The 22,138-nt window shown below is 57.8% G+C and carries 25 protein-coding genes; 10 read left to right on the forward strand and 15 right to left on the reverse strand.

Translation table 11 applies throughout. The features are described 5' to 3' along the window. The first annotated feature begins 1 nt into the window (after position 1). The gene (locus tag VN114_RS09115) at positions 2 to 916 is read left to right on the forward strand and encodes a pirin family protein (protein ID WP_325514116.1); all 915 of its coding nucleotides are present in this window, start codon (positions 2 to 4) and stop codon (positions 914 to 916) included. 15 nt (positions 917 to 931) lie between these two features. Here the strand turns inward: VN114_RS09115 and VN114_RS09120 are convergent, their stop codons facing one another. The 6 genes from VN114_RS09120 to VN114_RS09145 all read right to left on the reverse strand — a co-directional run bounded on the left by VN114_RS09120 (position 932) and on the right by VN114_RS09145 (position 5,044). Beyond that, positions 932 to 1,279 carry a GFA family protein gene (locus VN114_RS09120; RefSeq protein WP_325514118.1) on the reverse strand — a complete coding sequence of 116 codons (348 nt, stop codon included), beginning with the start codon at positions 1,277 to 1,279 and terminating at the stop codon, positions 932 to 934. A gap of 126 nt (positions 1,280 to 1,405) precedes the next feature. Beyond that, complete coding sequence (locus tag VN114_RS09125) at positions 1,406 to 2,797, reverse strand: hypothetical protein (RefSeq protein WP_325514267.1); 1,392 nt, start codon at positions 2,795 to 2,797, stop codon at positions 1,406 to 1,408. A gap of 46 nt (positions 2,798 to 2,843) precedes the next feature. Continuing rightward, positions 2,844 to 3,302: a DUF305 domain-containing protein gene (locus VN114_RS09130; RefSeq protein WP_414694213.1), complete on the reverse strand. Its 459-nt coding sequence runs from the start codon at positions 3,300 to 3,302 to the stop codon at positions 2,844 to 2,846. After that, entirely contained in the window at positions 3,299 to 4,129 is an 831-nt protein-coding gene (locus VN114_RS09135; protein ID WP_325514120.1) for an anti-sigma factor, read from the reverse strand. The genes VN114_RS09130 and VN114_RS09135 overlap by 4 nt, the downstream gene beginning before the upstream one ends. After that, positions 4,126 to 4,632: an RNA polymerase sigma factor gene (locus VN114_RS09140; protein WP_325514122.1), complete on the reverse strand. Its 507-nt coding sequence runs from the start codon at positions 4,630 to 4,632 to the stop codon at positions 4,126 to 4,128. The genes VN114_RS09135 and VN114_RS09140 overlap by 4 nt, the downstream gene beginning before the upstream one ends. Before the next feature lie 37 nt (positions 4,633 to 4,669). Further along, positions 4,670 to 5,044, reverse strand: a complete 375-nt coding sequence (locus tag VN114_RS09145; protein ID WP_325514124.1) for a hypothetical protein — start codon at positions 5,042 to 5,044, stop codon at positions 4,670 to 4,672. A 381-nt stretch (positions 5,045 to 5,425) separates the two neighbouring features. On the opposite strand from VN114_RS09145, the gene cynS reads away from it, so the two are divergent. Continuing rightward, on the forward strand, positions 5,426 to 5,869 hold the full coding sequence (gene cynS / locus VN114_RS09150; protein ID WP_325514126.1) for a cyanase: 444 nt from the start codon (positions 5,426 to 5,428) through the stop codon (positions 5,867 to 5,869). 140 nt (positions 5,870 to 6,009) lie between these two features. Here cynS and VN114_RS09155 read toward each other — a convergent pair whose 3' ends face one another. Both VN114_RS09155 and VN114_RS09160 read right to left on the reverse strand, forming a co-directional pair. Further along, on the reverse strand, positions 6,010 to 6,216 hold the full coding sequence (locus tag VN114_RS09155; protein ID WP_325514128.1) for a 4-oxalocrotonate tautomerase family protein: 207 nt from the start codon (positions 6,214 to 6,216) through the stop codon (positions 6,010 to 6,012). A gap of 59 nt (positions 6,217 to 6,275) precedes the next feature. Next, positions 6,276 to 7,025, reverse strand: coding sequence for an SDR family NAD(P)-dependent oxidoreductase (locus VN114_RS09160; protein WP_325514130.1), 750 nt, complete (start codon positions 7,023 to 7,025; stop codon positions 6,276 to 6,278). Between the two features lie 177 nt (positions 7,026 to 7,202). Between VN114_RS09160 and VN114_RS09165 the strand changes: the two genes are divergently transcribed. Beyond that, the gene (locus VN114_RS09165) at positions 7,203 to 8,114 is read left to right on the forward strand and encodes a LysR family transcriptional regulator (protein WP_325514132.1); all 912 of its coding nucleotides are present in this window, start codon (positions 7,203 to 7,205) and stop codon (positions 8,112 to 8,114) included. A gap of 576 nt (positions 8,115 to 8,690) precedes the next feature. Continuing rightward, positions 8,691 to 9,962 carry an oxalate/formate MFS antiporter gene (oxlT, locus tag VN114_RS09170; protein WP_325514134.1) on the forward strand — a complete coding sequence of 424 codons (1,272 nt, stop codon included), beginning with the start codon at positions 8,691 to 8,693 and terminating at the stop codon, positions 9,960 to 9,962. Between the two features lie 141 nt (positions 9,963 to 10,103). Here the strand turns inward: oxlT and VN114_RS09175 are convergent, their stop codons facing one another. Continuing rightward, on the reverse strand, positions 10,104 to 10,820 hold the full coding sequence (locus VN114_RS09175; protein WP_325514136.1) for an alpha/beta hydrolase: 717 nt from the start codon (positions 10,818 to 10,820) through the stop codon (positions 10,104 to 10,106). 171 nt (positions 10,821 to 10,991) lie between these two features. Between VN114_RS09175 and VN114_RS09180 the strand changes: the two genes are divergently transcribed. Further along, positions 10,992 to 12,071 carry an AI-2E family transporter gene (locus VN114_RS09180; RefSeq protein ID WP_325514138.1) on the forward strand — a complete coding sequence of 360 codons (1,080 nt, stop codon included), beginning with the start codon at positions 10,992 to 10,994 and terminating at the stop codon, positions 12,069 to 12,071. On the opposite strand, the gene VN114_RS09185 is transcribed toward VN114_RS09180, so the two are convergent. From VN114_RS09185 to VN114_RS09195, 3 genes are all read right to left on the reverse strand, one after another. Beyond that, a complete protein-coding gene (locus VN114_RS09185; protein WP_325514140.1) occupies positions 12,068 to 12,409 on the reverse strand; it encodes a hypothetical protein in 342 nt (113 codons plus the stop codon). The genes VN114_RS09180 and VN114_RS09185 overlap by 4 nt on opposite strands. A 54-nt stretch (positions 12,410 to 12,463) precedes the next feature. After that, complete coding sequence (locus VN114_RS09190) at positions 12,464 to 12,664, reverse strand: hypothetical protein (protein ID WP_325514142.1); 201 nt, start codon at positions 12,662 to 12,664, stop codon at positions 12,464 to 12,466. 110 nt (positions 12,665 to 12,774) lie between these two features. Continuing rightward, the gene (locus tag VN114_RS09195; RefSeq protein WP_325514144.1) at positions 12,775 to 13,269 is read right to left on the reverse strand and encodes a hemerythrin domain-containing protein; all 495 of its coding nucleotides are present in this window, start codon (positions 13,267 to 13,269) and stop codon (positions 12,775 to 12,777) included. Positions 13,270 to 13,500: 231 nt separating this feature from the next. Here VN114_RS09195 and VN114_RS09200 point away from each other — a divergent pair, with 231 nt between their 5' ends. Genes VN114_RS09200 through VN114_RS09210 form a run of 3 tightly spaced genes read left to right on the forward strand, consistent with a single transcriptional unit; the run spans position 13,501 to position 15,516 of the window. Beyond that, positions 13,501 to 14,349: a rhodanese-related sulfurtransferase gene (locus tag VN114_RS09200; protein WP_325514145.1), complete on the forward strand. Its 849-nt coding sequence runs from the start codon at positions 13,501 to 13,503 to the stop codon at positions 14,347 to 14,349. Continuing rightward, complete coding sequence (locus VN114_RS09205) at positions 14,346 to 15,269, forward strand: pseudouridine synthase (protein WP_325514147.1); 924 nt, start codon at positions 14,346 to 14,348, stop codon at positions 15,267 to 15,269. Before VN114_RS09200 ends, VN114_RS09205 begins: the two co-directional genes overlap by 4 nt. A 49-nt stretch (positions 15,270 to 15,318) precedes the next feature. Further along, positions 15,319 to 15,516, forward strand: a complete 198-nt coding sequence (locus VN114_RS09210) for a hypothetical protein (RefSeq protein ID WP_325514149.1) — start codon at positions 15,319 to 15,321, stop codon at positions 15,514 to 15,516. Between the two features lie 26 nt (positions 15,517 to 15,542). On the opposite strand, the gene mdoH is transcribed toward VN114_RS09210, so the two are convergent. Both mdoH and VN114_RS09220 read right to left on the reverse strand, forming a co-directional pair. Further along, positions 15,543 to 18,038: a glucans biosynthesis glucosyltransferase MdoH gene (gene mdoH, locus VN114_RS09215; RefSeq protein WP_325514151.1), complete on the reverse strand. Its 2,496-nt coding sequence runs from the start codon at positions 18,036 to 18,038 to the stop codon at positions 15,543 to 15,545. Continuing rightward, positions 18,038 to 19,567 (reverse strand): glucan biosynthesis protein G, encoded by a 1,530-nt coding sequence (locus VN114_RS09220; protein ID WP_325514152.1) that lies wholly within the window; start codon positions 19,565 to 19,567, stop codon positions 18,038 to 18,040. The genes mdoH and VN114_RS09220 overlap by 1 nt, the downstream gene beginning before the upstream one ends. Before the next feature lie 443 nt (positions 19,568 to 20,010). On the opposite strand from VN114_RS09220, the gene VN114_RS09225 reads away from it, so the two are divergent. Together VN114_RS09225 and VN114_RS09230 are read left to right on the forward strand one after the other, a co-directional pair. Beyond that, positions 20,011 to 20,796 carry a histidine phosphatase family protein gene (locus tag VN114_RS09225; protein WP_325514154.1) on the forward strand — a complete coding sequence of 262 codons (786 nt, stop codon included), beginning with the start codon at positions 20,011 to 20,013 and terminating at the stop codon, positions 20,794 to 20,796. Positions 20,797 to 20,798: 2 nt separating this feature from the next. Further along, a complete protein-coding gene (locus VN114_RS09230) occupies positions 20,799 to 21,719 on the forward strand; it encodes an NAD(P)H-hydrate dehydratase (protein WP_325514155.1) in 921 nt (306 codons plus the stop codon). A 70-nt stretch (positions 21,720 to 21,789) separates the two neighbouring features. Here VN114_RS09230 and VN114_RS09235 read toward each other — a convergent pair whose 3' ends face one another. Then, a complete protein-coding gene (locus VN114_RS09235) occupies positions 21,790 to 22,113 on the reverse strand; it encodes a hypothetical protein (protein WP_325514157.1) in 324 nt (107 codons plus the stop codon). Positions 22,114 to 22,138: the final 25 nt, after the last annotated feature.

Genomic DNA, 22,138 nt, shown 5'->3' on the forward strand with positions numbered 1-22,138 from the left:
CATGGAAAACGACAGCGCACTGGAAATCGTCGTCGTCCCGCGTACGCGCGATCTGGGCGACAACTTCGAAGTCCGTCGTGCGCTGCCGACGACGCAAAAACGCATGGTCGGCCCTTTCGTCTTTCTCGACCAGATGGGGCCGCATGGATTTACCGCCGGTCACGGCCTCGACGTGCGACCGCATCCGCACATCGGGCTGGCGACCGTCACCTATTTATTCGATGGCGAGATCGAGCATCGCGACAGCGTCGGTTCGGTCCAGACCATCCAGCGGGGCGCCGTCAACTGGATGACGGCCGGCAGCGGCATCGTGCATTCCGAGCGCACCAATGCGACGACGCGCCAACAGGCATCGTCGCTGTATGGATTGCAATGCTGGGTCGCGCTGCCGAAAAAGCACGAAGAAACCGACCCCGGTTTTGCGCACATCGCGGCCAATGCATTGCCGAAGCTGGAAGGCGATGGCGCTTCGGCAATCGTGGTCGCCGGCAGTTTCTTCGGCAAGACTGCGCCGGTACCGACATTGTCCGATCTGTTTTATGTCGATGTGACGCTGACTGCAGGTTCCAGGCTCGACGTACCGGCCGAATATCCCGAGCAGGCGATGTATGTCGTCGAAGGCAGACTCGACCTTGGCCGCGATGGCGTGTTCGAGGCCGGCCAGTTGCTGGCATTGAAGGCAAATACCGCGGTCACGCTGCGCGGTGCAGGACCGGGTACGACACGCCTGATGCTGCTTGGCGGCGAACCGATGGATGGCTCGCGCTACGTATCGTGGAATTTCGTGTCCAGCTCTCCGGATCGTCTGGAGCAGGCGAAGGAAGACTGGAAGCATCAACGCTTTGCCGCCGTGCCGGGCGAAACCGAATTCATCCCGATGCCGGACATTCCCGGTAAGCCGGTGGGCTATCCGTAATAACGCTTTATTACGTCAGGCGCTGCGGCCGTCGTATTGATGCCGCTTCAACGTCGCCAGATCGACACCATCCACGCAACGCACATTGATCGCGGCAATTTCGTTGCCTGCGGGATCGGTGCCGAACGCAAACGGCTGACAACCGCAGGTCGTGCAGAAACGATGTTCGATCCGGTGCTTGTTGAATTTGTAGACGGTGGCCTTGTCCTCGCCGCTTTTCAGCTTGAAATTGATACGCGGCACGAACCACAGCAACGTCCCCTTGCGACTGCAGTAGGAACAGTTACATTCGATCGCGTGATCGATTTCGCCATCCGCTTCAAACGTGATGTCGCCGCAATGGCAGGAACCTTGATAATGCATGTCGTCTCCTCGTTGCACCCGTCCGGTTTAAGGTCATTCCGGAGCCAATTCTAACGCAACGGTTGCCATGAAAAGGCGACCATCGCGAAACATCCGCAATGGCCGGCAACAGCAATGACGAGAAAATTATGCGGCGTTCGCGCTGACTAGGACCGCCTGTGCCGGGTCGGCCGGCGCATCGCCTTCCATCACGACGATACGGCTGGCGCCGACCTGTTCGGATGATAGCGTCGCCGCCACATTGCGCAACGGACCGATAGCCGTGCCGTTTGCCATACCCTTCGGATTGGTGCGAAAACGCGCGACCGGTGCGTCCTGTCCGCTGACATAGACGCTGTAGTTGGTCATCGGCTTCAGCTTGAACAGCGACACTTCCAGCGCATCGACGACGCCGAGATTGCGCGATACGACGAATCCCTTCGCCTCGCCATTGACCGGTTTCAGTGTGACGTTGATCGACTCGCCATTCGTGCGTGCCACCAGATTCTGCGTGCCGTCGCCGTGCGGCACCGCATGCGACAGGAATACCAGCGCTTGCGGCGCCTGGCCGATCGCAATGTGCGCTGTCACCTTGTTGACGGCGGTGTCGATCACTTCGACGGCATCACCGTTCTCCAGCCCGACGTAAACGCGACTGCTGTCGTCCGACGTCCAGATGCCGTGCGGTAGCGCGCCGGTCGGGATCGATGCAATCAGCTTTGGTGCGTCGCCGGTGGTATAGACCTTCACCAGATTCTCGCCGCCAATCGTCACGTACGCATAAGTCTGGCCACCGACTTTTGCAAACGACAGATGATTGGTGATGAAACCGGTATCGATGACACCCTTCACTTCCAGCGTCTTCGTGTCGATGCGGGTAACCTTGCCGACGTCCTTGTGCGTCATCCACATTTCCTTGTAGTCCGGCGTGAACTGCAGGAATGGCGAGAACGGACTGACGACCGGAATCCGCTTGACGATCTTGTGCTTCTTCACATCGATTACATCGACCTCCGGTGTAAAACTGGAAACGGCAAACGCCAGCTTGCCGTCCGGCAGAAACTGCACCATGCCCGGACCCGGTGCAGTCTCGATGCGACGCGTCTCCTTGAAGGTCTTCGGATCAATAACAGAGATGTAATCCTCCCCACGCACGACAACCCAGACCTCTTTGCCGTCGGCAGTGAAGAATCCCTCATGCGGCGAACGGCCGATATAGGTTTTTCCCTTGACCGTGTTCGTCGCGGTATCGATGAAGGTCACCGAATTGGAACCGTTGGAAACGACGATCAAGGTCTTGTGATCCGGCGAAAAACCCATGCCATGCACATTGATCTCGCCTTTGTACAGCGGAGACAGCACGTCAGGCCGTTCGTTGCCGAGGCGAATCTGACCCAGCAGCGTATTCGTCGCCGGGTTGATGACTGAGACGGTGTTGCTGTTCTGGTCGGCCGTATAGACGCGGTCCTGTGCCGATGGAGCGGCGAACGCCGTGCCAGTAATCCCGGCGATGGCGATAGCCAAAGCCGTTTGTTTCATCGATGCAGAAAAGATGTTCATGGATGATTCCTTGTGTCGTTGATGTTCATTGCGCCGGCTGTGCCATTGCGGCGTCAGCCGGATGCCGTTGCAGCCACAACTGCATCAGCTTGATTTCATACTGTTGCTCGGTGATGATTCCCTGCGCCAGATTACGCATTTCCGGGTCGGCGGTGTACAGCAGCACTGCCTTCGCCATGTCGACCGCGCCTTGGTGATGCGGAATCATCATCGTGACGAAATCGTGGTCGGCGTTGCCCGTCATCGGTGCGTCGGTCATGCTGTATTCCATAACCACCATCGCATCGTTCATCAGGTCGTCGAACGGCTTGGCGGTGCTGGCAACGAACGGCGGCGGCGCCTGTGTTTGCATATGCGCCCCCGGCATGTCGTGCTGCATGTCGTGTGCCATATCGTGTGCAAACGATGCCTGCATCCAGAATGCACAGGCGAGCGCCGTCCACGTAGCAGACGCGCGCGCGCCTGCCGCAATTGTTTTCTTCATGAGGATTTTTTCTCCAGTTGTTCGTAGACGGCATTGGCAACGCGTGCCAGTTCACCCTTGTCGATACCGGCCGACAGCGCGTAGCCGAAGCGGCCGTCTATCCAGTAAAAGACATTGACCAAGCCTTCCTGAGCGAAGCGGAAGCCGGTGTCGCGCCCGCTCTGTTCCTTGTTTGATACATAGAGTGTCAAGCGCTGGCCTCCGGCATCGTGATACATGAACTGCGCAACCGGCCCGTTGTCGCCCGGCAGCAGACGCCCGCCGATCAGTTCGTACCCCAGGCTGCCAAGATGCGGCGGACGCATCGTCGTGCCGAGCCGTTTCGACAGCCATGCCACCAGCTGCTCTTCCTGATCGGCGCCGATCTCGACCGGACGACGCGCATCCGGGCTGTAAACCACATGTGCAATCGCCGCCTGGCGTGCGAACGCAGCATCCACTGGTGCGATGCCGATATGCGCCGCGATATCGTCACGCGCCAGCATGCCGTCCGGCTGCATCGCGCCGTGCAGGGTCCAGCCGCCAACGCCGCCGCTCAGTGCCAGCAGCACCGCCGCCGCATAACGAACCAGATAAGGGCTCACAGAAGAACCGAAACGCTGCGACCACCCGAGCATGCCGGACGACAGACGTGCCGGCACCGGCTCGTCCAGCACCGGATCGAACAACCGGCGCAAGCCTTCGTTTTGCGCACGCCAGGCATCGACACGCGCCTGTTCTTCCGGACGCACTGCCAGATAAACCGCAATCTCTTCGCAACGTGTCGTGCTGAGCAAACCATCGGCGTATGCGTGCAGATCTGCTTCGGTAACGGGAAGCTGATTCATTTGACTACCTTTAATTGCGACACCAGCGGTCGCCCTTCCATCAGTGCGCGCATCTTTTGTCGCGCGCGCGACAAGCGCGACATCACGGTGCCGATCGGCAAACCGAGCGTCGCAGCCACCTCGTCGTACGACATTTCCTCAAGCGCAACCAGCAGCAGGATTTCTCGCTGCTCGGCAGGCAATGCATGCAGTGCGGACTCGAGATCGCGCATTTCCAGATTGCCCACATGCGATTCCCTAACTGAAGGATGCAGCGAATCTTCGTCCAGCACTTCGGTCTGTATGGACGGCCGCCGTACCTGGTCGACATGCAGGTTGTGCATGATGCCAAACAGCCAGGCACGCATGTCGCTGCCGCGTTGCCACGACGCCAGCTTTTTCCAGCCGCGCTCCATCGTGTCCTGCACCAGATCGTCCGCACGCGTTCGGTCGCCGACCAGCGCCCGCGCGTAACGGCGCAGGCGCGGAATGCAGGCAATCAGATGCTCGCGGTCATCCTGCATGGCGATTCTTCTTCATGCTGTTAATTGGATGAGCCGATCAATCCTTGACGACGTGCCAGACGTCCTTGAAGTTGTCGCCATTACGATCGCCGGCCTTCTTGTCGGACGCGAACAGATACAGTGGCTTGCCCTTGTACGCCAGTTGTGCGGAACCGTCGTCACGTGTCACGACCGAATACGGCTCGGCAGCCTTGACGCCGGCAGCGGAAACCGGCGGCCATGCCGTTGCGCAACCGCTGTTGCAAACGCTCTTGCCGCTGTTGGCGGTGTCTTTGTCGAAGGTATAAACGGTCATGCCTTCGCTGGTGACGAGAATGCCGTCGGCCTTCTTGACCGGAACGCTCTGGGCAAAAGCGGCGCTGGAGAATGCGAATGCGGCAACGCCGGACAACAGGAGATGGGAAATTTTCATGGTGATTCCTTTTCGTTGAGATGGGAAAATCCGGAAAAGACGATAAAAGGACGGCAGCGAAACATACGTATCCATCGCCGTCACGTCATTGCGCATACTGCGCTGACATGGACGTAAACGTGGAAGCGGCCAGTTTATTCCCACTTTCATTAAAAATAATTTCCGCTGCATTCCATTGCGTTCAATCGCGTTAACGGCCACTCATTGTCCTGTTGCTGTGCAGACATTCCCGAACGCCGCGTCGCCTCCCTATCCGTTTCCGCTTCATCCCGGCGCGTATGCGCATGAATCTTGCATTCCCCATGATGGCGGTCCGATGCAGGTCAACCGGTATCTCCGTCCAGCGCCACATTGAAAGCCATCCATCTTGAGGAGTATTACGTGAATCGACTCGATGTAACCGAAAAAATCATCACCGCCAAAGTATCGAAAGGCCTGAAATGGTCCGAGATCGCGACCAAGGTCGGCCTCAGCAAGGAATGGGTCACCGCCGCCTGCCACGGACAGATGACGATGAACGCGGCGCAAGCCGACGCCGCTGCAAAACTGTTCGGCCTGACCGATGAAGAAAAGAAATGGCTGATGGTGGTGCCATACCGCGGTTCGCTGCCGACCGCCGTGCCGACCGATCCGACCATCTATCGCTTCTACGAACTGGTGCAGGTATATGGCACCACGTTCAAGGAACTGATCCATGAAGAATTCGGCGACGGCATCATGAGTGCGATCGACTTCAAGATGGATCTGCAGCGCGAGCCAGACCCGAACGGCGATCGCGTGAAGATTGTCATGAGCGGCAAGTATCTGGCGTACAAGTCGTACTGATCCAAAACGACGGACGCAATTGCAAGATGCGTCCGTCACAGGTCATCGGGATGACATCGAATGACGCGAATCAAAAACAGACAGCGCAACTATCCTCGCAGCTGTCACACAACCGATTTATCCGATCGAACAATCGATTGTCATTTCCCGGACGCACGGCGCACGGTGACCGATTCGCCGCCGACGCCCCAGTTGTCGGTATCGACTTCGTCGATGATGACGAAGGTCGTTTCCGGATTCTTGTTCAGCACCTTTTGCAACAACTCGGTGCTGCCCTTGATCAGCGCGGCTTTCTGTTCAGCGGTGACATTTCCCTCGCGGGTGATTTGAATATTGACGAATGGCATGACGATCTCCTGAAAAATAAATCTCTATTAGTAAGACGAACTGACTGCGAAACGGCTGATTACAACGAACCGGCGCTCATGCCGCCGTCCACCGCCAGCACCGCGCCCGTGGTGAAACGCGCACTGGTCAGGTACAGAACGGCATCGACGATGTCCTGATTGGTGCCCATTGCGCCGACCGGATGCAGCGCCTTCAGGAAACCATGCGAATCAGGGTGATGCATCGGCGTATCGATCACGCCGGGCGCGACGGCGTTGACCATCACATTGTGCGGTGCCAGCTCGATCGCCAGTGCACGCGTGGCCTGATTCAATCCGCCTTTTACCAATACCGGCAACAGTGCCGGCACCTTGGCCGACGGTTGCAGTGCGACGCTGGCCGTCACATTGACGATGTGGCCGTCACGATTGCCAACCATGTGCGTGCCTGCCAATTGCGTAATGTACAGAAAGCCTTTCAGGTTGGTATCGAAAATGCGATCAACGTCATCGGTCGTGTATTCGGCAAACGGTTTGGCGAGGAAAATCCCGGCGTTGTTGATCAGGATATCGACCTTGCCGAATTGCGCGACGGCGGTATCGAACACACGCTTGGCGACGGCGGCATCGCCGATATCGCCGTCGACCGGGACGAAACGCTGGCCGAGTTTTTCGGCGACCTCTTGCAGACGCGACAGGGTACGCGCGTTGCCGACCACGTTGTAGCCGCGCTTGATGTAAGCCTCGGCAACGGCCAGACCGATGCCGCTGGATGCGCCGGTGACGATAACGGTTTTGTTTTCTGCGTTGTTTTTCGATGCTGTGTTCATGATTATTCCTTCAAGTAAAAGTAGGTTTGCAATGGCAGCCGGACCGGATGTCCTTGCCGCGGCCGCCGTGCATGATTTGCAGCGCTGACCGTGAAACGAACTTTACTTATGCTGAACGGAGTGATAAATACATGAATCAGCAAATTACTTGATACATGATGTAATGAATGGAATGAGATGAAACGACAATTCGACGACATTCTGCTGGGCAGCATCGAGCTGTTCTGCCTCGCGGCAGAGCTCGGCAGCTTTACCGCGGCAGCGACGCTGGCGGGCGTCACGCCAGCGGCGGTCAGCCGTTCCGTCTCGCGACTGGAACAGCGTCTCGGTGCACGACTGTTTGTCCGCACCACGCGACAGATCCGCCTGACCGATGGCGGCAAGGCGTATTTCGATCAATGTCGCCAGGCGTTGACGCAACTGGTCGATGCGGAGAACGAAGTCACCGGCAAACAGACCGCGCCCGCAGGTCACTTACGTATCAGCCTGCCGGTGCCGTACGCGCACTATCGCGTGCTGCCGCTGCTGGCGGAATTCCGCAACAAGTATCCGGACGTGACGATCGAAACCCACGTCAGCAATCGCAATATCGATTTCATCGAGGAAGGCTACGATCTCGCGATTCGCGGACGCTTGCCGAACGACTCCAACATGATCGGCCGCAAGCTGGAAGACGCGCCACTCGTTATCGTCGCCACACCCGCTTATCTGAAACGCGCCGGCGCGCCGCGTACACCGGCTGATCTGGAAAAACACGATTGCATCCAGTTCGAGTTGCCGAGCAGCGGGCGCGATATTCCGTGGTTGATCCGTCAGAACGGCATTGTCGAAGAAATCGCCACGCAAGGCGGCTATCGCACGTCCGGCGATTACGTCAGTGCCGTCACGCTGGCACGCAAAGGCGCGGGCCTGTTCCAGACCTATCGTTTCATCGTCGAAGAAGATCTGCGCGCCGGCACACTGGTCGAAGTGCTGCAACCGTATTCAGGCGGCACGCGCGCGTTTTCGTTGATGTATCCGCATGGCCGTCATCTGCCGCTACGCGTGCGGGCCTTCATCGATTTTCTGGTCGAAAAGCTTGGCGTGTGATATCGATCTTCTGTGCGTCGGCGACGTCATCGTTTCGCGCGGCAGACACTTTTGGAAGCTAACGTCCATTCCGCGAGGTGCTATTCTTTTCTCGACAGCACTGATTAAAAAACAGGCAGACAAACTGCTTAAAAAATCAGCACATGTTCAAAAGTACGTCTCGAACAATCGATTGTTAATTTCCCGAACGTGCGAGAAATGTGTTTAACGAAATCCTAACGAACACACTTGGACACGCCGCGCAATCGCATATTCCTGTGTTTTACGTACTATCCACATTTTTCTTACGTGGTATCCACAATTCAATTCGGCTGTTTCAACGTGAATACGTGATATCCACAATCTGAATATCACGCAATCTTGCGTTTTTCCATTGCCCGCAACACCTCGTTTATTGATAGTGAACTCGTTGAATTTAATAAACACAGGACCGAATTCACATTGTCTTTTTTCTTAACGAAATCTTGACATGATGAAGGCGCGTTACAAGTGATCGAGTGAATCAGGTGTTTATTGCAACGAGGGCATCGAAGCATACGCTTCGAGCGTTTTGATACTTGAGAGTTGAGAGGCAATATGAACACAGCTACGATTAGTGCTGATGCTGTTAACCGTTCAAACGGTTTCCGTTGGGGGCAGTTGGTATTGGGTATCGTCGCCATGGCGATGATTGCAAACTTGCAGTACGGCTGGACGTTGTTCGTCGATCCGATCGCTGCAAAACATGGCTGGAGCCGTGCTGCGATTCAAGTCGCATTCACGATCTTCGTTCTGACCGAAACCTGGTTGGTTCCTATCGAAGGCTGGTTCGTCGACAAATTCGGTCCACGTCCTGTCGTTCTGGTCGGCGGTATCCTGTGCGGTCTGGGTTGGTTCATCAACTCGTTCGCTGACTCGCTGCCTACGCTGTACTTCGCTGCGGTGATCTCCGGTATCGGCGCTGGCGCCGTGTACGGTACCTGCGTCGGTAACGCGTTGAAGTGGTTCCCGGACCGTCGCGGTCTGGCTGCCGGTTTGACCGCTGCCGGTTTCGGTGCCGGTTCGGCTGTGACGATCATCCCGATCTCGGCAATGATCAAGAGCCAGGGCTACGAAGCTGCGTTCCTGTACTTCGGTCTGGGTCAGGGCATCATCGTTGTGCTGGTTTCGCTGTTCCTCGCCCGTGCTCCAGAGCACAAGAAAGCGGAACAAGTCGCCAACGTCCAACAAACCCGTCGTGAATACAAGCCTAGCGAAGTATTGCGTCAGCCAGTGTTCTGGATCATGTACATGATGTTCGTGATGGTTGCAGCGGGCGGCCTGATGGCAACTGCGCAACTGGGTTCGATCGCTCGTGACTTCAAAGTGTTCGACATCGATGTCAGCATGATGGGCCTGACCTTGCCTGCACTGACGTTTGCTCTGGCAATCGACCGCGTGTTGAACGGCCTGACCCGTCCATTCTTCGGCTGGGTATCGGATCAGATCGGCCGCGAACCGACCATGTTCATTGCGTTTGCAATCGAAGCAGTCGGTATCCTGGCTCTGTTCCACTACGGCCACAACCCATACGCATTCGTTATCTTGACCGGTATCGTGTTCTTTGCATGGGGCGAAATCTACTCGCTGTTCCCATCGACCTGCGCTGACACGTTCGGCTCCAAGTACGCATCGGCCAACGCCGGTCTGCTGTACACCGCGAAAGGTACGGCATCGCTGCTGGTTCCTCTGTCGGCTGTTCTGGCGTCGGCAAGCGGCGGCTGGTACTCGGTGTTCGTGCTGGCCAGCGTGCTGAACGGCGCTGCTGCACTGATGGCCTGGTTCGTGCTGAAGCCAATGCGCGCCAAGCACATGAGCAAGCCTGAGTAATTGTTGTAATCACTGCGTACCTGCAGCGTTTCAAGACCGGCCTCGCGCCGGTCTTTTTTTATGCACGTTTGCTTTGCATGTTCGTTTTCAGTGCTGCATTACGTTATGTTGCGCAGCGCATTGCCTGCGCCGGTCGACAGTTCAGCGCGGCCTGGCTTGTAACAGATTGCGCAATGCCTCGGTCACCGCCTCCGGTTTTTCCAGTGCCGACAGATGACCGCAATGTTCGACGATCGTCAGCGTCGCACGCGGAATCAGCGCCGCCATTTCCTCATGTACGTCAACCGGCGTGACCTTGTCTTCCCGTCCGCACAGCAACAACGTCGGGCAATCGATGCGCGCCAGCGTCGGTCGACTGTCGATGCGATGCATGATGGCATGCTGCTGGCGAATGAATGCATCCTTGCCCACCGCTGCCGCCATTTCAGTCACGCAGGCCACGATGCCGTGATCGTCCAGATGCGGCGGATACAAGAGCTTCTGCATCAGATCCCGCGGCACCGCGGCAAAATCGTTCTGCGCCAGTTCGATCAGGCGATGACGATTGGCGCTCGCTTCCTCTGTATCCGGTCGCGCGCTGGTATCGATCAGCGCCAGCGCGCTGATGCGTTCCGGTGCCTGCCGCATGATTTCCAGCGCGACATAACCGCCCATCGACAAGCCGCCCATTGCAAACATGCCGGTCGGCGCCTGTTCCAGCACATCCGCTGCAAGCCCGGCGATGGTGTCGCTCTGCGTCAGATCCGCTACCGAAACGTTGGCGATTTCCATCAGCCGATCTGCCTGATGCTGCCAGAGGCGCGCATCGTTGAGCAAACCCGGCAACAGGATCAGATTGGGCTTCATCAGGTAGGACATGGCGTTCTCCTGTAATGGCAACGACGACAAACGGATCATGCGTGGGACAGCCTGGCGCGTCGTGTGTTCCGCAAGTCGCAGATTGCACACGGATTCCACACGGATTACCTCGCACGCGGCTCAACTTCAGGTACGATTGGTGCACACTGACAGCCGCTCAAACGCCTATATATGGACTATCCAAAAATCCGCCAAAAGACTTTCCTGATTCTTTTGGTTACCTTCACGATTGCCTTCGTCGTGATCCTGCTGCCGTTCTACGGCGCGGTCTTCTGGTCCATCGTGCTGGCCATTCTGTTTGCACCGTTTCATCGCAAACTGCTGACAAAAATGCCGAAGAGGCCTAATTTGGCGGCGACCTCCACCCTGCTCATCTGCCTGGTCGTGGTAATCCTGCCACTGGTGCTGATCTCGATTTCCCTGGTGCGTGAAGCATCGGTGGCCTACAACGACATTCGCGCCGGCCAGATCGATTTCGCCGGCTTCATCCAGAAGGCGTTCTCTGCAATGCCTGGATGGCTGGTCAACATCCTTGACCGCTTCGGTGTCGGCAACCTGAGCGCATTGCAAGCCAAGCTGGCATCGGCAGCAGTGCAGGGCAGCGAATTCTTCACGCGGCAGGCAATCAACATCGGCCAGAACACGTTCAATTTCCTGGTCAGCTTCACGATCATGTTGTACATCCTCTTCTTCCTGCTGCGCGACGGCGACAAGCTGGCGGTGCAGATCAAGCAGGCGACGCCGCTGGACAACGAGCACAAGCGCGCGTTATTCAACAATCTGACGGCCGCCATTCGCGCCACGGTGAAAGGCAACGTCATCGTCGCCGCGGTACAAGGCGCGCTGGGTGGTGTCGCGTTCTGGTTTCTCGGTGTACAGGGCGCACTCTTGTGGGCCGTGATCATGGCCTTCCTGTCCTTGCTGCCAGCAGTCGGCGCCGCAATGATCTGGGCGCCGGTCGCGATCTACTTTCTGCTGACCGGGGCAATCTGGCAAGGCGTCACGTTAATTGCATTCGGTGTGCTTGTGATCGGCCTGGTGGACAACATCCTGCGCCCGATACTGGTGGGCAAGGACACACAGATGCCGGACTTCATCGTGCTGATTTCCACGGTCGGCGGCATGGCACTGCTGGGGTTGAACGGCTTTGTCATCGGCCCTGTCATCGCCGCGATGTTCATCACGTTGTGGAACATGTTTTCGCATGGCAATCAGAAACAGGACGCGGATCGCTTGCGGCGCCCGGACTAGTTTGTCGATGAAGTAACTGCGCGTTGACCTGTCCCGCTTTTCCTGTTTTGTGACTGGCCGGCTTTACGCTCACACCGCTTGTTGTGCATATACAGGCATTGGCCCACGATCGCAGCGAGCAGCAACAGTGAATTGGTGAACACGAAAACAAGATTGTCGACCGCCAGGCTATAGACGACGAAGCCGAGCGACGCACTGATCTGGCCGATGAACAGCCACTGCGATACACCGGCGCTGGTTTTACTGCGCCATTGCTTCCATACCTGTGACGAAACGGTCAGCAGCAGGATCAACGCACTGGCCCAGCCGACAACGTCACTTGGCGTTGTATCGGTCATCGCGGGCTCCCGATGCATGCGGGTTGCGCACGACGCCGTATCAAGAATTTTTGTTTAAACAATTTCGCTCTTGCGTCTGGTCGGCGTCTTGGCGCGCCGTTCCATTTCTCTCGCCTCTTCCCCGCTCATCTGATCCGGTGGATCGGGCAACGCCTCGCCATCGATCAGATTATCCAGACCCGAGTTGCCGTCGATATGGCTCTGTTCTCCTCCCGCGTCGTGGCGATCATTGATGCCACTGTTCTTTTTCGACATGAGCCCTCCTCCTGCATCCCGGAATAGTGTTCCTTGCGCCGCCCGCGAGCGACGCATGCGCGACACACAAAATGCACGTTGCCGTGCATCGTGAGCGAACGCCACCTTCATCAGGCGACGGCTTCTGCGCTCAGTTCTTCCTTGCGTTCCATCAATTGCACGCCGAGACCTTCCAGATCCATCTTGGCCTTTTTGGCTTTCGGGAACATTTCCGTTTCTTCTTCCTCGACGTGATGATTGATGTATTCGCTCAGCACCTTGACGGTGGCGTCGTACATCGGATCGTCGCCCGCCATTTCGAGAATCTGTGCAATCAGATCTTTCGCAGTGGCGTGCTCGACTTCCGCTTCGTTGAGCATGTCTTCATCATTGATCGCGTTACGCGCGGCCGGATAGAAAATTTCTTCCTCGATCGTCGCGTGAACCGTCAGCTCTTCGCAGATCTGGTTGGCGATTTCGACCTTGCCATCGACGTCTTCCGCCTTGGCTAGCTTTTCGAATTCCTTGAAAAGCTTTTTCACTTTTTTGTGATCGTCCATCAGCAGTGAAATTGCATCGGAGCTGGCTGACGACTTTGTGGCTGGCTTGCTTGCTGTCTTGGACATGATGTCTCCTGAATTGAAATTGGTATGGGACTTTCACCATGCAGTGAAATGTCTGTAGCAAATTTAGTCCTGCACACGTTCCGCGCGTATCAGACAGTGGCGTCAGTTCTTGTCAGAATTCCTCCTTATTTATGTCCCTGAACGTGTGTCTTCTTGCTGTCACCATCGCTTCATTTCCGTTACGCAACAACGTCTGTGCCGCAGCGGATCAAATCTGCGACAATTCCGCCCATGAATTCACCGCTTTCCTCCGCAACCGAAGACGTTGCGCCACTGTTCCATATCGCCTTCTATAAATTTGTCCGTCTCGACGATGCCGATGCGGTTGTCATGCGCCTGCGCGAACTGACGCAGGATTTGCTCGGCAGCATCCTGGTCGCGGATGAAGGCATCAACGGCGTGCTTGCCGGCAATGCCGCTGCGCTCGACAGATTCGAACAGGCATTGCGCGACGACCCATTGTTCGGCGGACGCTTTGCCGACATCGTCTTCAAACGCAGTGCCTGCAAGACTGCGCCGTTCGCACGCATCAAGGTCCATCGCAAATCGGAAATCGTTTTCCTCGGCGTCGATAACGTCGATGCAGTCAGCAAGACCGGCATCGACGTCAGCCCGCAGGAATGGCGCGAGCTGATTGCCCAGGACGATGTCGTCGTCATCGACAATCGCAACAGCTTCGAATACAAACTCGGCAAATTCAAAAACGCGATCGATCCCGGCGTCGATAATTTCCGTGACTTCCCGAAATTCATCGAAGACCATGTGCCGGAGTGGAAAAAACAGAACAAGCGTGTCGCGATGTATTGCACCGGCGGCATTCGCTGCGAAAAAACCAGCGCATGGATGCTGGAGATGGGCGTGCCGGTGTATCAGCTCGAAGGCGGCATCCTCAACTACTTCCAGCAAATGCCGGACGCGGACAAGGATTGGCAAGGCGAGTGCTTCGTCTTCGACAACCGCATTGCGCTCGATACGCACCTGCAGGAAACCGGCACCACGCCGGAAGACGTCTATGGCGGCGAACCCGACTGGGAATGGCGATTGCAGCGTGCGAAGCGTCTTGACGAGGAAAGCGATTGAAGGACGCAAGGGAACATCCCGCAAGCGTCTATCGCCCGCCGGACCGTGACGGCGTCGGTGCCAGCAGCGTCGCGTTGCCGGCCGGTACGTGGACGCTGCTGATCGATTTTCTGATGCATCATTTCCCCGCCATCGCGCGCGACGAATGGCTGCAGCGCATGCAACGCGGCGACGTGCTCGATGCCGATGGCAACGCGTTGACCGTGACCAGCCCGTATCGCGCCAACAGCAAGATCTACTATTACCGCAATCTGCCGACTGAACCGCGCATTCCGTTCGACGAAGTCGTGCTGTACCAAGACGCGTATCTGGTGGCGGTCGACAAGCCGCACTTTCTGCCGGTGACCCCGGCCGGCCGTTATCTGCAGGAAACCTTGCTGGTACGGTTGAAGCGCAAGCTCGGTATCGACACGCTGACGCCGATGCACCGCATCGATCGCGATACCGCCGGCCTCGTGCTGTTCACGATCCAGCCGTCCACGCGCAACCTGTATCAGACGCTGTTTCGCGAACGCACCGTCAGCAAGGTTTACGAAGCAATCGCGCCGTGGCGTCCCAGCCTGATTCTGCCGACCACCCATCGCAGCCGCCTGATCGAAAGCGAGGCGTTCATGCAGATGCAGGAAGTCGAAGGCGAGCCGAACGCGGAGACAATGATCGAACTGCTGGAAGTGAAAGGGGAACTGGCGCACTACCGCCTGCATCCGGTCAGCGGACAGAAGCACCAGTTGCGTGTACACATGTCGTCGCTCGGCATTCCGATCGTCAACGACCGTATCTACCCCCACCTGTATCCGGACGAAGGTGAACATCAGGATTACAGCAGGCCGCTGCAACTGCTGGCGAAGTCGATCCGGTTTACCGATCCGTTGTCAGGCAAACTGCATCAGTTCGAAAGCCGGCAACACCTGCAGTTCTGATCGCAAACAAAAGAGGAGAAACATCCTGGAAACGACAGGCCGACTGATCTTGTGGATGGTGATGCCGCTGGCGACCTTGCTGTCGGAAAAATTCGCCGACCGCTTCGGACATCAGCAATCGCCCACGGGACGCGTGGTCATCCAGAGCCTGATTTTCATCGTGACGTTGTTGCCGACAGCGTGTGTCGTGTTGACTGGATCGATGTTGCTGTTGTCCAGCGTGCACATCCTGTTCGGTGCGCACTGAACAACAGCAAATTCAAATGATGGGGTTCAAGCAGCGCGTCGCAGACGTAATACGCGCTGCTCTTCCTGATCTGCCATCTCCGGACGAATATCGCGGAACCAGTGCGGATGGGCATCGTCGGATGTCCATACATCCAGATGCAGGCGCGACAGGAAGATCGGATCGCTCAGCAGACTGTTCTTCTGCACATCGGCCAGTGCCGACGGGCCGCTCAGCAAGGCTGTCTGCACCAGATTTGCACGCATGGCCTGCGCCAGTGGCGAACGATGCGGATGCAGCTTGCCGGTTGCGCAGACGACAGCGTTGAAGCGCGGCTCGACCACAGCCTGAACGAAATCCGCCTCCTCTTCCGCTGCCTTCACATAACGCACCGTTTCCGCCAGTTCGATCGGCGGCTGCTTTTCTTCCGGAATCAGGAACAGCTTGGCGCGACGGAACTGCACACCATGCGATACCTTGCTTGAATAGATCGAAACCGGAATCGCGACCGCCAGCGAGCCGCAGATCGGCAGCAGCCACGGCAGAAATGCGGGATTCAGCCAGAAGATTGCGCCGCCCCATGCCAGTCCCAGCAACGTCTGATAGCCGTGATAACGAAACGCTTCGCCCGGCGTGGTTTCGGAATCTTCGCGCGAGGGCGATTTCCAGCGCAGGGCCCATCCCATGAACGCAGCAATGACAAAGTGCGTATGGAACAGCATGCGCACCGGCGCCAGCATCATCGAGAACAGCATCTCGATCAGCATGCTCATGACGACGCGGAAACGGCCGCCGAAGTCCCGGGCGCCCTGGATGCAGACTAGCAGCACGCTCAGGACCTTCGGCAGAAACAGCAATGTTGCCGTCGCCGAAAACAGCGCGAGTGCCTTTTCCGGATGCCACTGCGGCCAGTTCGGGAACAATTGCCAAGGCTCGGTGAAGTAGGCTGGTTCGGTCAGCGTATGTTGCGCCAGCAACGCGGTGGAGAGAATCAGGAAAAGGAACCATAGCGGCGCCGACAGATAGGCCAGCACGCCGGTGACGAACACGGCGCGATGCACCGAATGCATGCCGCGCGCCATGAACAGGCGGAAGTTCATCAGGTTGCCCTGACACCAGCGACGATCGCGTTTGAGTTCGTCGAGCAGGTTCGGCGGCATTTCCTCATACGAACCGTCGAGGTCGTAGGCGATCCAGACTTTCCAGCCGGCGCGGCGCATCAACGCTGCCTCGATAAAATCGTGCGACAGGATTTCTCCGGCAAACGGTCCCTTGCCCGGCAACAGCGCCAATGCGCAATGCGCAATGAAAGGTTTCATCCGGATGATCGCGTTGTGGCCCCAGTAATGCGATTCGCCAAGCTGCCAGTAATGCAGGCCGGAGGTGAACAAGGGACCGTAGACGCGCGTCGAAAACTGCTGGATGCGTGCATACAGGGTATCGCGTCCGGCAGCACGCGGCGCGGTCTGGATGATGCCGGAATCGGGATTCGCTTCCATCGCCTGCACCAGTTTCGTGACGCAATCGCCGCTCATCACGCTGTCGGCATCGAGCACGATCATGTAGCGATAATCGTTGCCCCAGCGACGGCAGAAATCATCAATGTTGCCGCTCTTGCGCCGCACGCGGCGCTGGCGACGACGATAGAAGATGCGTCCGAAGCCGCCGACTGCCTTGCACAGTTGCGTCCATGCAGCGACTTCGGCAGCCGCGGTATCGCTGCCGTTGGTATCGCTCAACACGAAGAAGTCGAAACGATCGAGCTTGCCCGTCTTCTGCACCGATTCATAGGTTGCACGCAAACCGGCGAACACGCGTGTCACGTCCTCGTTGCAGATCGGCATGACGATCGCCGTACGCGCGGCCGGATCGATCGGACCATCGGTAATGGCGGTCTTCGAAATCAGGTATTGATCCTTGCCGGTGACCAGCAACAGGAAACCGGTCATCGCCGTCCAGAAGCCGGCCGACACCCAGCAGAACAGCAATGCGAACAGGGCAAGCAATCCCATTTCCAGCGGCGTCGTGCCCTGATACGGCAGCACGCGACTCATGTAGAAAGTAGCGAGTGCCGTCTGCCCGATCATCAGGAACAGCAGCACCAGACGGCGCAGGCCGCCGTTTGCCGGACGAACCGGCGGCGGTGCGTCGGGCGTCTTGCCTGCTGATTCCTTCGATCCACCGAACAGCGCACTGCCCCAGCGCACCAGCGGATTCAATGCGCCCCATGGTTCCGGCACCATCGATGCACGGTTGATGGGCGGTGCGATACAGAGTTGCGAAGGCACGTCGGCTTCATGCTTGGTCCATGCAGCGTCCTGCGCAACGTCCAGTTGCGCTCGGGCGGCGATCGATCCGAATGCCGGATTGCCGGCATCGGCATTTTCACCGGCCAGCAAACGGTGCAATCGTGCCATCGCTTCGCGTGGCGATGCAGAAGGCAAGGCAGACAGTTGCTCTTCAATGTCGTCGCGCATCGCCTGCGGCAGCGACAGGCGTTCGAGATAATGCCGACATGGCGGCGGGATTCTGGAGGCGTCCATCAATCCACCGGCAGAATGTAACTCCACGTTTCGGAAAGCGTGGTGTTGTTGGTTTGCAGGAAGCCGCGCATCTCGACCGGCTTGTTGTCATCGACGCGCTTGACGCGCACCGCCGCACGCCAGCCGCCGGTCGCATCGTTCGGATACGCATGCGATTCAACGATCTGGCCGTTGGCATCGGCCGATACGCGCAGGGTCACCTTCGTGTCGCGCGGCAGTTTCTTGAAAATCGGTCCGTCGAAATCGATGTACAGCGCAACGCTGCCATCCGGCTTGCGCGGCATGCCCTGGCCGCGCCGTGTCTGCGTCACCCACGACAGCGGCGGATGCTGCTGCGCTTCCTTGCCCCACGATGTGCGGTAATCGAAATTGATCGGCATGCCCGGTTTCGGCAATTGATCCGGCACCCAGTAGGCGACGATGTTGTCGTTCATTTCATCAGGGGAAGGAATCTGTACCAGTTCGACGCGACCCGAACCCCATTTGCCGGTCGGCTCGACCCAGGCGGACGGCCGCGTTTCGTAACGCGAGCGCAGGTCTTCATAACTGCTCTGGCGTTCGTCGCGCTGCATCAGGCCGAAACCGGTCGGATTGCTCAATGCATAGGACGTTACCAGCAGACGCTTCGGATTGACGAGGGGACGCCAGATCCATTCGCCGGTGCCGGAGGCAATCGACAGTCCGTCCGAATCATGCACCTCCGGCCGGTAATCCTCCACCGGTGCACGCTGGTTTTCGCCAAAGAAATACATGCTGGTCAACGGCGCGATGCCGAGCTTGGTCACGTTCTCGCGCAGATACAGTTGCGACTTGACGTCGGTCACCGTCTCATCGCCCGGCTTGACGATGAAGCGATAGGCGCCGGTCGCGCGCTTCGAATCGAGCAGTGCATAGATCGTCAGTTGCCGGCTCTTGGCGGATGGACGCTCGATCCAGAATTCGACGAAACGCGGGAATTCCTCACCCGAGTTCAGCGCCGTATCGATTGCCAGGCCACGCGCCGATGCGCCGTATGCCTGGTTCTTGCCGACGGCACGCAAATAGCTGGCGCCGAGGAAGACCAGGAACTCGTCCTTCGTCTTCTGCGCATTGAGCGGGAAATGCACACTGAAACCGGCGAAACCCAGATGGCGCAGATCCTGCGACGTCAGCTTGTTGCTGCCGTAATCGAATGCACGCGGATCGAACGGAATCGCACGCGGACGGCCGCTGGCAATTTCGTTGATCTTCACCGGCGTGTCGTACTGCCGCCCCTGATGGAAGAACGTCAGTTCGAACGGCAGGTTCTGTGCATGCCAGTACGCCTTGTCGCGCTTGTAAGTGATCTGGTGGTACTGGTCGTAATTCAGGTTCGCCAGTCCTTGTGAAATATTCTTTTGCGGCTCCTTGTAGGAACTGTCCGCGAGTTGTTTTGCCTTCTTGGCGACGGTGCTGAAATCGAATGCGAGGGAGGGAATGCAGGGGATGAGCGTAAGCGCGAGGACCAGCGCCCGACGGTGAAGTACCAGTTTAAAAACATTCAAGAACATGATTTCCAATCAAAGACATCGCAGCCTGCCCGTCGATACGTGCGGGAAGGCATGTTGCAAATCGTCAGCCATTACCGGCTAGGTTGTCATGGCGTCATCGCCAGCGCAGACCCGCAGCCGAGGGCCGTGGGTAAACGGCATTAACTGGCAGACAAGATTACCGGATTTTACATTGACTCCCTGTCATCGTCCGCGTACCGGCGACCGTAACAGGGACAGACAGGCGCGAACAGCGCCCGAGAGACAACCCTTGCAACTCTTTAATGAGGGAATGGATTGAAAAGGACCCGAAAGGTTCCTTTGAAGGCCAAAAAAGTTTCCGCCGGGCAGCAGTCATGAAAATGCGGTCTTTCGTACAGACCGCCGCCTGCAATCGGAAGACACTGGATTTTTTCTTACAGCAGGCCGAATTGCGGCCGCAAGGATCAAGGATGACGTCTTCGATGGCAAATCAAAAATGGCCGAACCAGATCTGGCTGGTGCGTCATGGTCAAAGCGCAGGCAATGTGGCGCGCGATCTGGCCGAGTCCAACGGGTTGGAGTTGATCGATATTGCCGAGCGCGATATCGATGTGCCGCTTTCTCCCTTGGGCGAACAGCAGGCACAGGCGCTCGGCTGCTGGTTTCGCGACCTGCCTGTTGAAGAACGCCCTACCGTCGTGCTGTCGTCGCCTTATCTGCGGGCATGGAACACCGCCCGGATCATTCTTGACGGCATGAAACTTCATGGCAAAAAACAGGCCGACCAGGTTCACACCTTCATCAGCGATGAACGTCTGCGTGAAAAGGAATTCGGCATACTCGATCGCCTGACGCGTTTCGGCATTGCGCAAAAGCATCCCGAACTGCACGAACAGCGCACGCATGTCGGCAAATTCTATTTCCGCCCGCCTGGCGGTGAAAGCTGGTGTGACGTGATCCTGCGCTTGCGCAATGTACTCGACACGATCACACGTGAATATCCGGGCGAGCGCGTGCTGATCGTCGGCCATCAGGTCATCGTCAACTGTTTTCGCTATCTGCTGGAACACATGGACGAAGAAAAGATCCTGACGATCGACCGCGCCAGCGATGTCCCGAACTGTTCGGTCACGTCATATCAATTCAACCCCGCCGTCGGCAAGTTCGGCCAACTCGAACTACGTCTGGTCAATTTCGTCGTGCCGCTGCTCGAAGCCGGCGCACCGGTCACCGCCGAACCGGACATCTCCGGCGCACCGAAACCTTGACCATGACGCATCCTCCTGCCAAACCGATAAAACTGAACGTCGACCTGCTGCGCGACTGGCCGCTGCCGATGCCGTCATGCGACGGCGACAAGGAAGCGCGGGGGCGCGTGCTGGTCATCGGCGGTTCGCGGGAAATGCCGGGTGCCGTCATCCTCGCGGCGAACGCGGCATTGCGTGCCGGTGCCGGAAAATTGACCGTTGCGACCGGTGCGAGCGTGGCGCAACTCGTCGCATCGGCGATTCCGGAATCGCGCGTCATCGGTTTGCCTGAAACCGATGACGGCGGCATTCGCACCGAATCGGCAGAGCTGTTCGACAACCTGACCGGAAAGATCGATGCGATCCTGATCGGTCCCGGCATGCAGGACGAACCGTCGATCTGCGCGTTTGTACATGCACTGTTGCCGAAGTTTCCCGATACAAAAATCGTTCTGGACGCGTGTGCGATGGCGGTCGTGCGCGGCAGCCAGTCGTATCAGGAAGATGTCGAGCATATCCGCGACGCGCACCTGATCCTGACGCCGCACGCAGGGGAAATGGCGCATTTGCTCGGTGACGAGAAACACGCGATCGTGGCCGATCCGCACACCACTGCGCGTGATGCCGCATCGGACTGGAATGCCGTGGTTGCGCTGAAAGGCGCCGTCACCTTTATCGCTTCGCCGACCGGCGACGTGTGGCAGCACGAAGGCGGCAATGTCGGACTGGCGATTTCCGGCTCGGGCGACACGCTGGCCGGCATCATCGCCGGTCTTGCAGCGCGCGGTGCGACGCTGGAGCAGGCAACGGCTTGGGGTGTGTTGCTGCATGCGCAGGCCGGGCAGAATCTGGCAAAGCGGATCGGTTCGCTCGGTTACCTGGCGCGAGAAATCGCCGATGAAGTGCCGGCCCTGCTGGATAAATTCGGACGACGTGCCATCTGAATTCTGCTATCCGGCGATTATCGTGCCGATCAGCTCCCGATTCAACTATCCCGATTCAACTCTCCATGCATCAAGCCTGCCACACGCCATATCCGGCTTCGCGCAAGCCAATGCCAAGTTCGACTTCCATCTCGCACGCCGCCTGATACGGCATCGGGTTATAGATCGCATACAGTTCCGGCAACAGGCGCAGGCCGTATTTCTCGACGTACTTGTTACCTTGAATGCCGGCCTTGTGCTTGTCGAAACGCAGGTCCGGATCGAGTCCGGTCATGCCGACATAGACGCACGGCTTGCCGGGAATGTAATCGGGATTGGCCTTCCTGAAGCGTGGCTCGTACAGCACGTCCGGCGACAGCTCGACAACGTAGACATGATGATGGTGGCGCGGCATTGAAAGATTCACGAAGAACAAATGT

It is taken from the genome of Oxalicibacterium sp., from assembly GCF_035565035.1.
GTDB lineage: Bacteria > Pseudomonadota > Gammaproteobacteria > Burkholderiales > Burkholderiaceae_D > Oxalicibacterium.

Coding starts and splice junctions, on each gene's coding strand:
- VN114_RS09115 (WP_325514116.1), top strand. CDS start 2: ATGGAAAACGACAGCGCACTGGAAATCGTCGTCGTCCCGCGTACGCGC.
- VN114_RS09120 (WP_325514118.1), bottom strand. CDS start 1,279: ATGCATTATCAAGGTTCCTGCCATTGCGGCGACATCACGTTTGAAGCG.
- VN114_RS09125 (WP_325514267.1), bottom strand. CDS start 2,797: ATGAAACAAACGGCTTTGGCTATCGCCATCGCCGGGATTACTGGCACG.
- VN114_RS09130 (WP_414694213.1), bottom strand. CDS start 3,302: ATGAAGAAAACAATTGCGGCAGGCGCGCGCGCGTCTGCTACGTGGACG.
- VN114_RS09135 (WP_325514120.1), bottom strand. CDS start 4,129: ATGAATCAGCTTCCCGTTACCGAAGCAGATCTGCACGCATACGCCGAT.
- VN114_RS09140 (WP_325514122.1), bottom strand. CDS start 4,632: ATGCAGGATGACCGCGAGCATCTGATTGCCTGCATTCCGCGCCTGCGC.
- VN114_RS09145 (WP_325514124.1), bottom strand. CDS start 5,044: ATGAAAATTTCCCATCTCCTGTTGTCCGGCGTTGCCGCATTCGCATTC.
- VN114_RS09155 (WP_325514128.1), bottom strand. CDS start 6,216: ATGCCATTCGTCAATATTCAAATCACCCGCGAGGGAAATGTCACCGCT.
- VN114_RS09160 (WP_325514130.1), bottom strand. CDS start 7,025: ATGAACACAGCATCGAAAAACAACGCAGAAAACAAAACCGTTATCGTC.
- VN114_RS09165 (WP_325514132.1), top strand. CDS start 7,203: ATGAAACGACAATTCGACGACATTCTGCTGGGCAGCATCGAGCTGTTC.
- oxlT (WP_325514134.1), top strand. CDS start 8,691: ATGAACACAGCTACGATTAGTGCTGATGCTGTTAACCGTTCAAACGGT.
- VN114_RS09175 (WP_325514136.1), bottom strand. CDS start 10,820: ATGTCCTACCTGATGAAGCCCAATCTGATCCTGTTGCCGGGTTTGCTC.
- VN114_RS09180 (WP_325514138.1), top strand. CDS start 10,992: ATGGACTATCCAAAAATCCGCCAAAAGACTTTCCTGATTCTTTTGGTT.
- VN114_RS09185 (WP_325514140.1), bottom strand. CDS start 12,409: ATGACCGATACAACGCCAAGTGACGTTGTCGGCTGGGCCAGTGCGTTG.
- VN114_RS09190 (WP_325514142.1), bottom strand. CDS start 12,664: ATGTCGAAAAAGAACAGTGGCATCAATGATCGCCACGACGCGGGAGGA.
- VN114_RS09195 (WP_325514144.1), bottom strand. CDS start 13,269: ATGTCCAAGACAGCAAGCAAGCCAGCCACAAAGTCGTCAGCCAGCTCC.
- VN114_RS09200 (WP_325514145.1), top strand. CDS start 13,501: ATGAATTCACCGCTTTCCTCCGCAACCGAAGACGTTGCGCCACTGTTC.
- mdoH (WP_325514151.1), bottom strand. CDS start 18,038: ATGGACGCCTCCAGAATCCCGCCGCCATGTCGGCATTATCTCGAACGC.
- VN114_RS09220 (WP_325514152.1), bottom strand. CDS start 19,567: ATGTTCTTGAATGTTTTTAAACTGGTACTTCACCGTCGGGCGCTGGTC.
- VN114_RS09225 (WP_325514154.1), top strand. CDS start 20,011: ATGGCAAATCAAAAATGGCCGAACCAGATCTGGCTGGTGCGTCATGGT.
- VN114_RS09230 (WP_325514155.1), top strand. CDS start 20,799: ATGACGCATCCTCCTGCCAAACCGATAAAACTGAACGTCGACCTGCTG.
- VN114_RS09235 (WP_325514157.1), bottom strand. CDS start 22,113: ATGCCGCGCCACCATCATCATGTCTACGTTGTCGAGCTGTCGCCGGAC.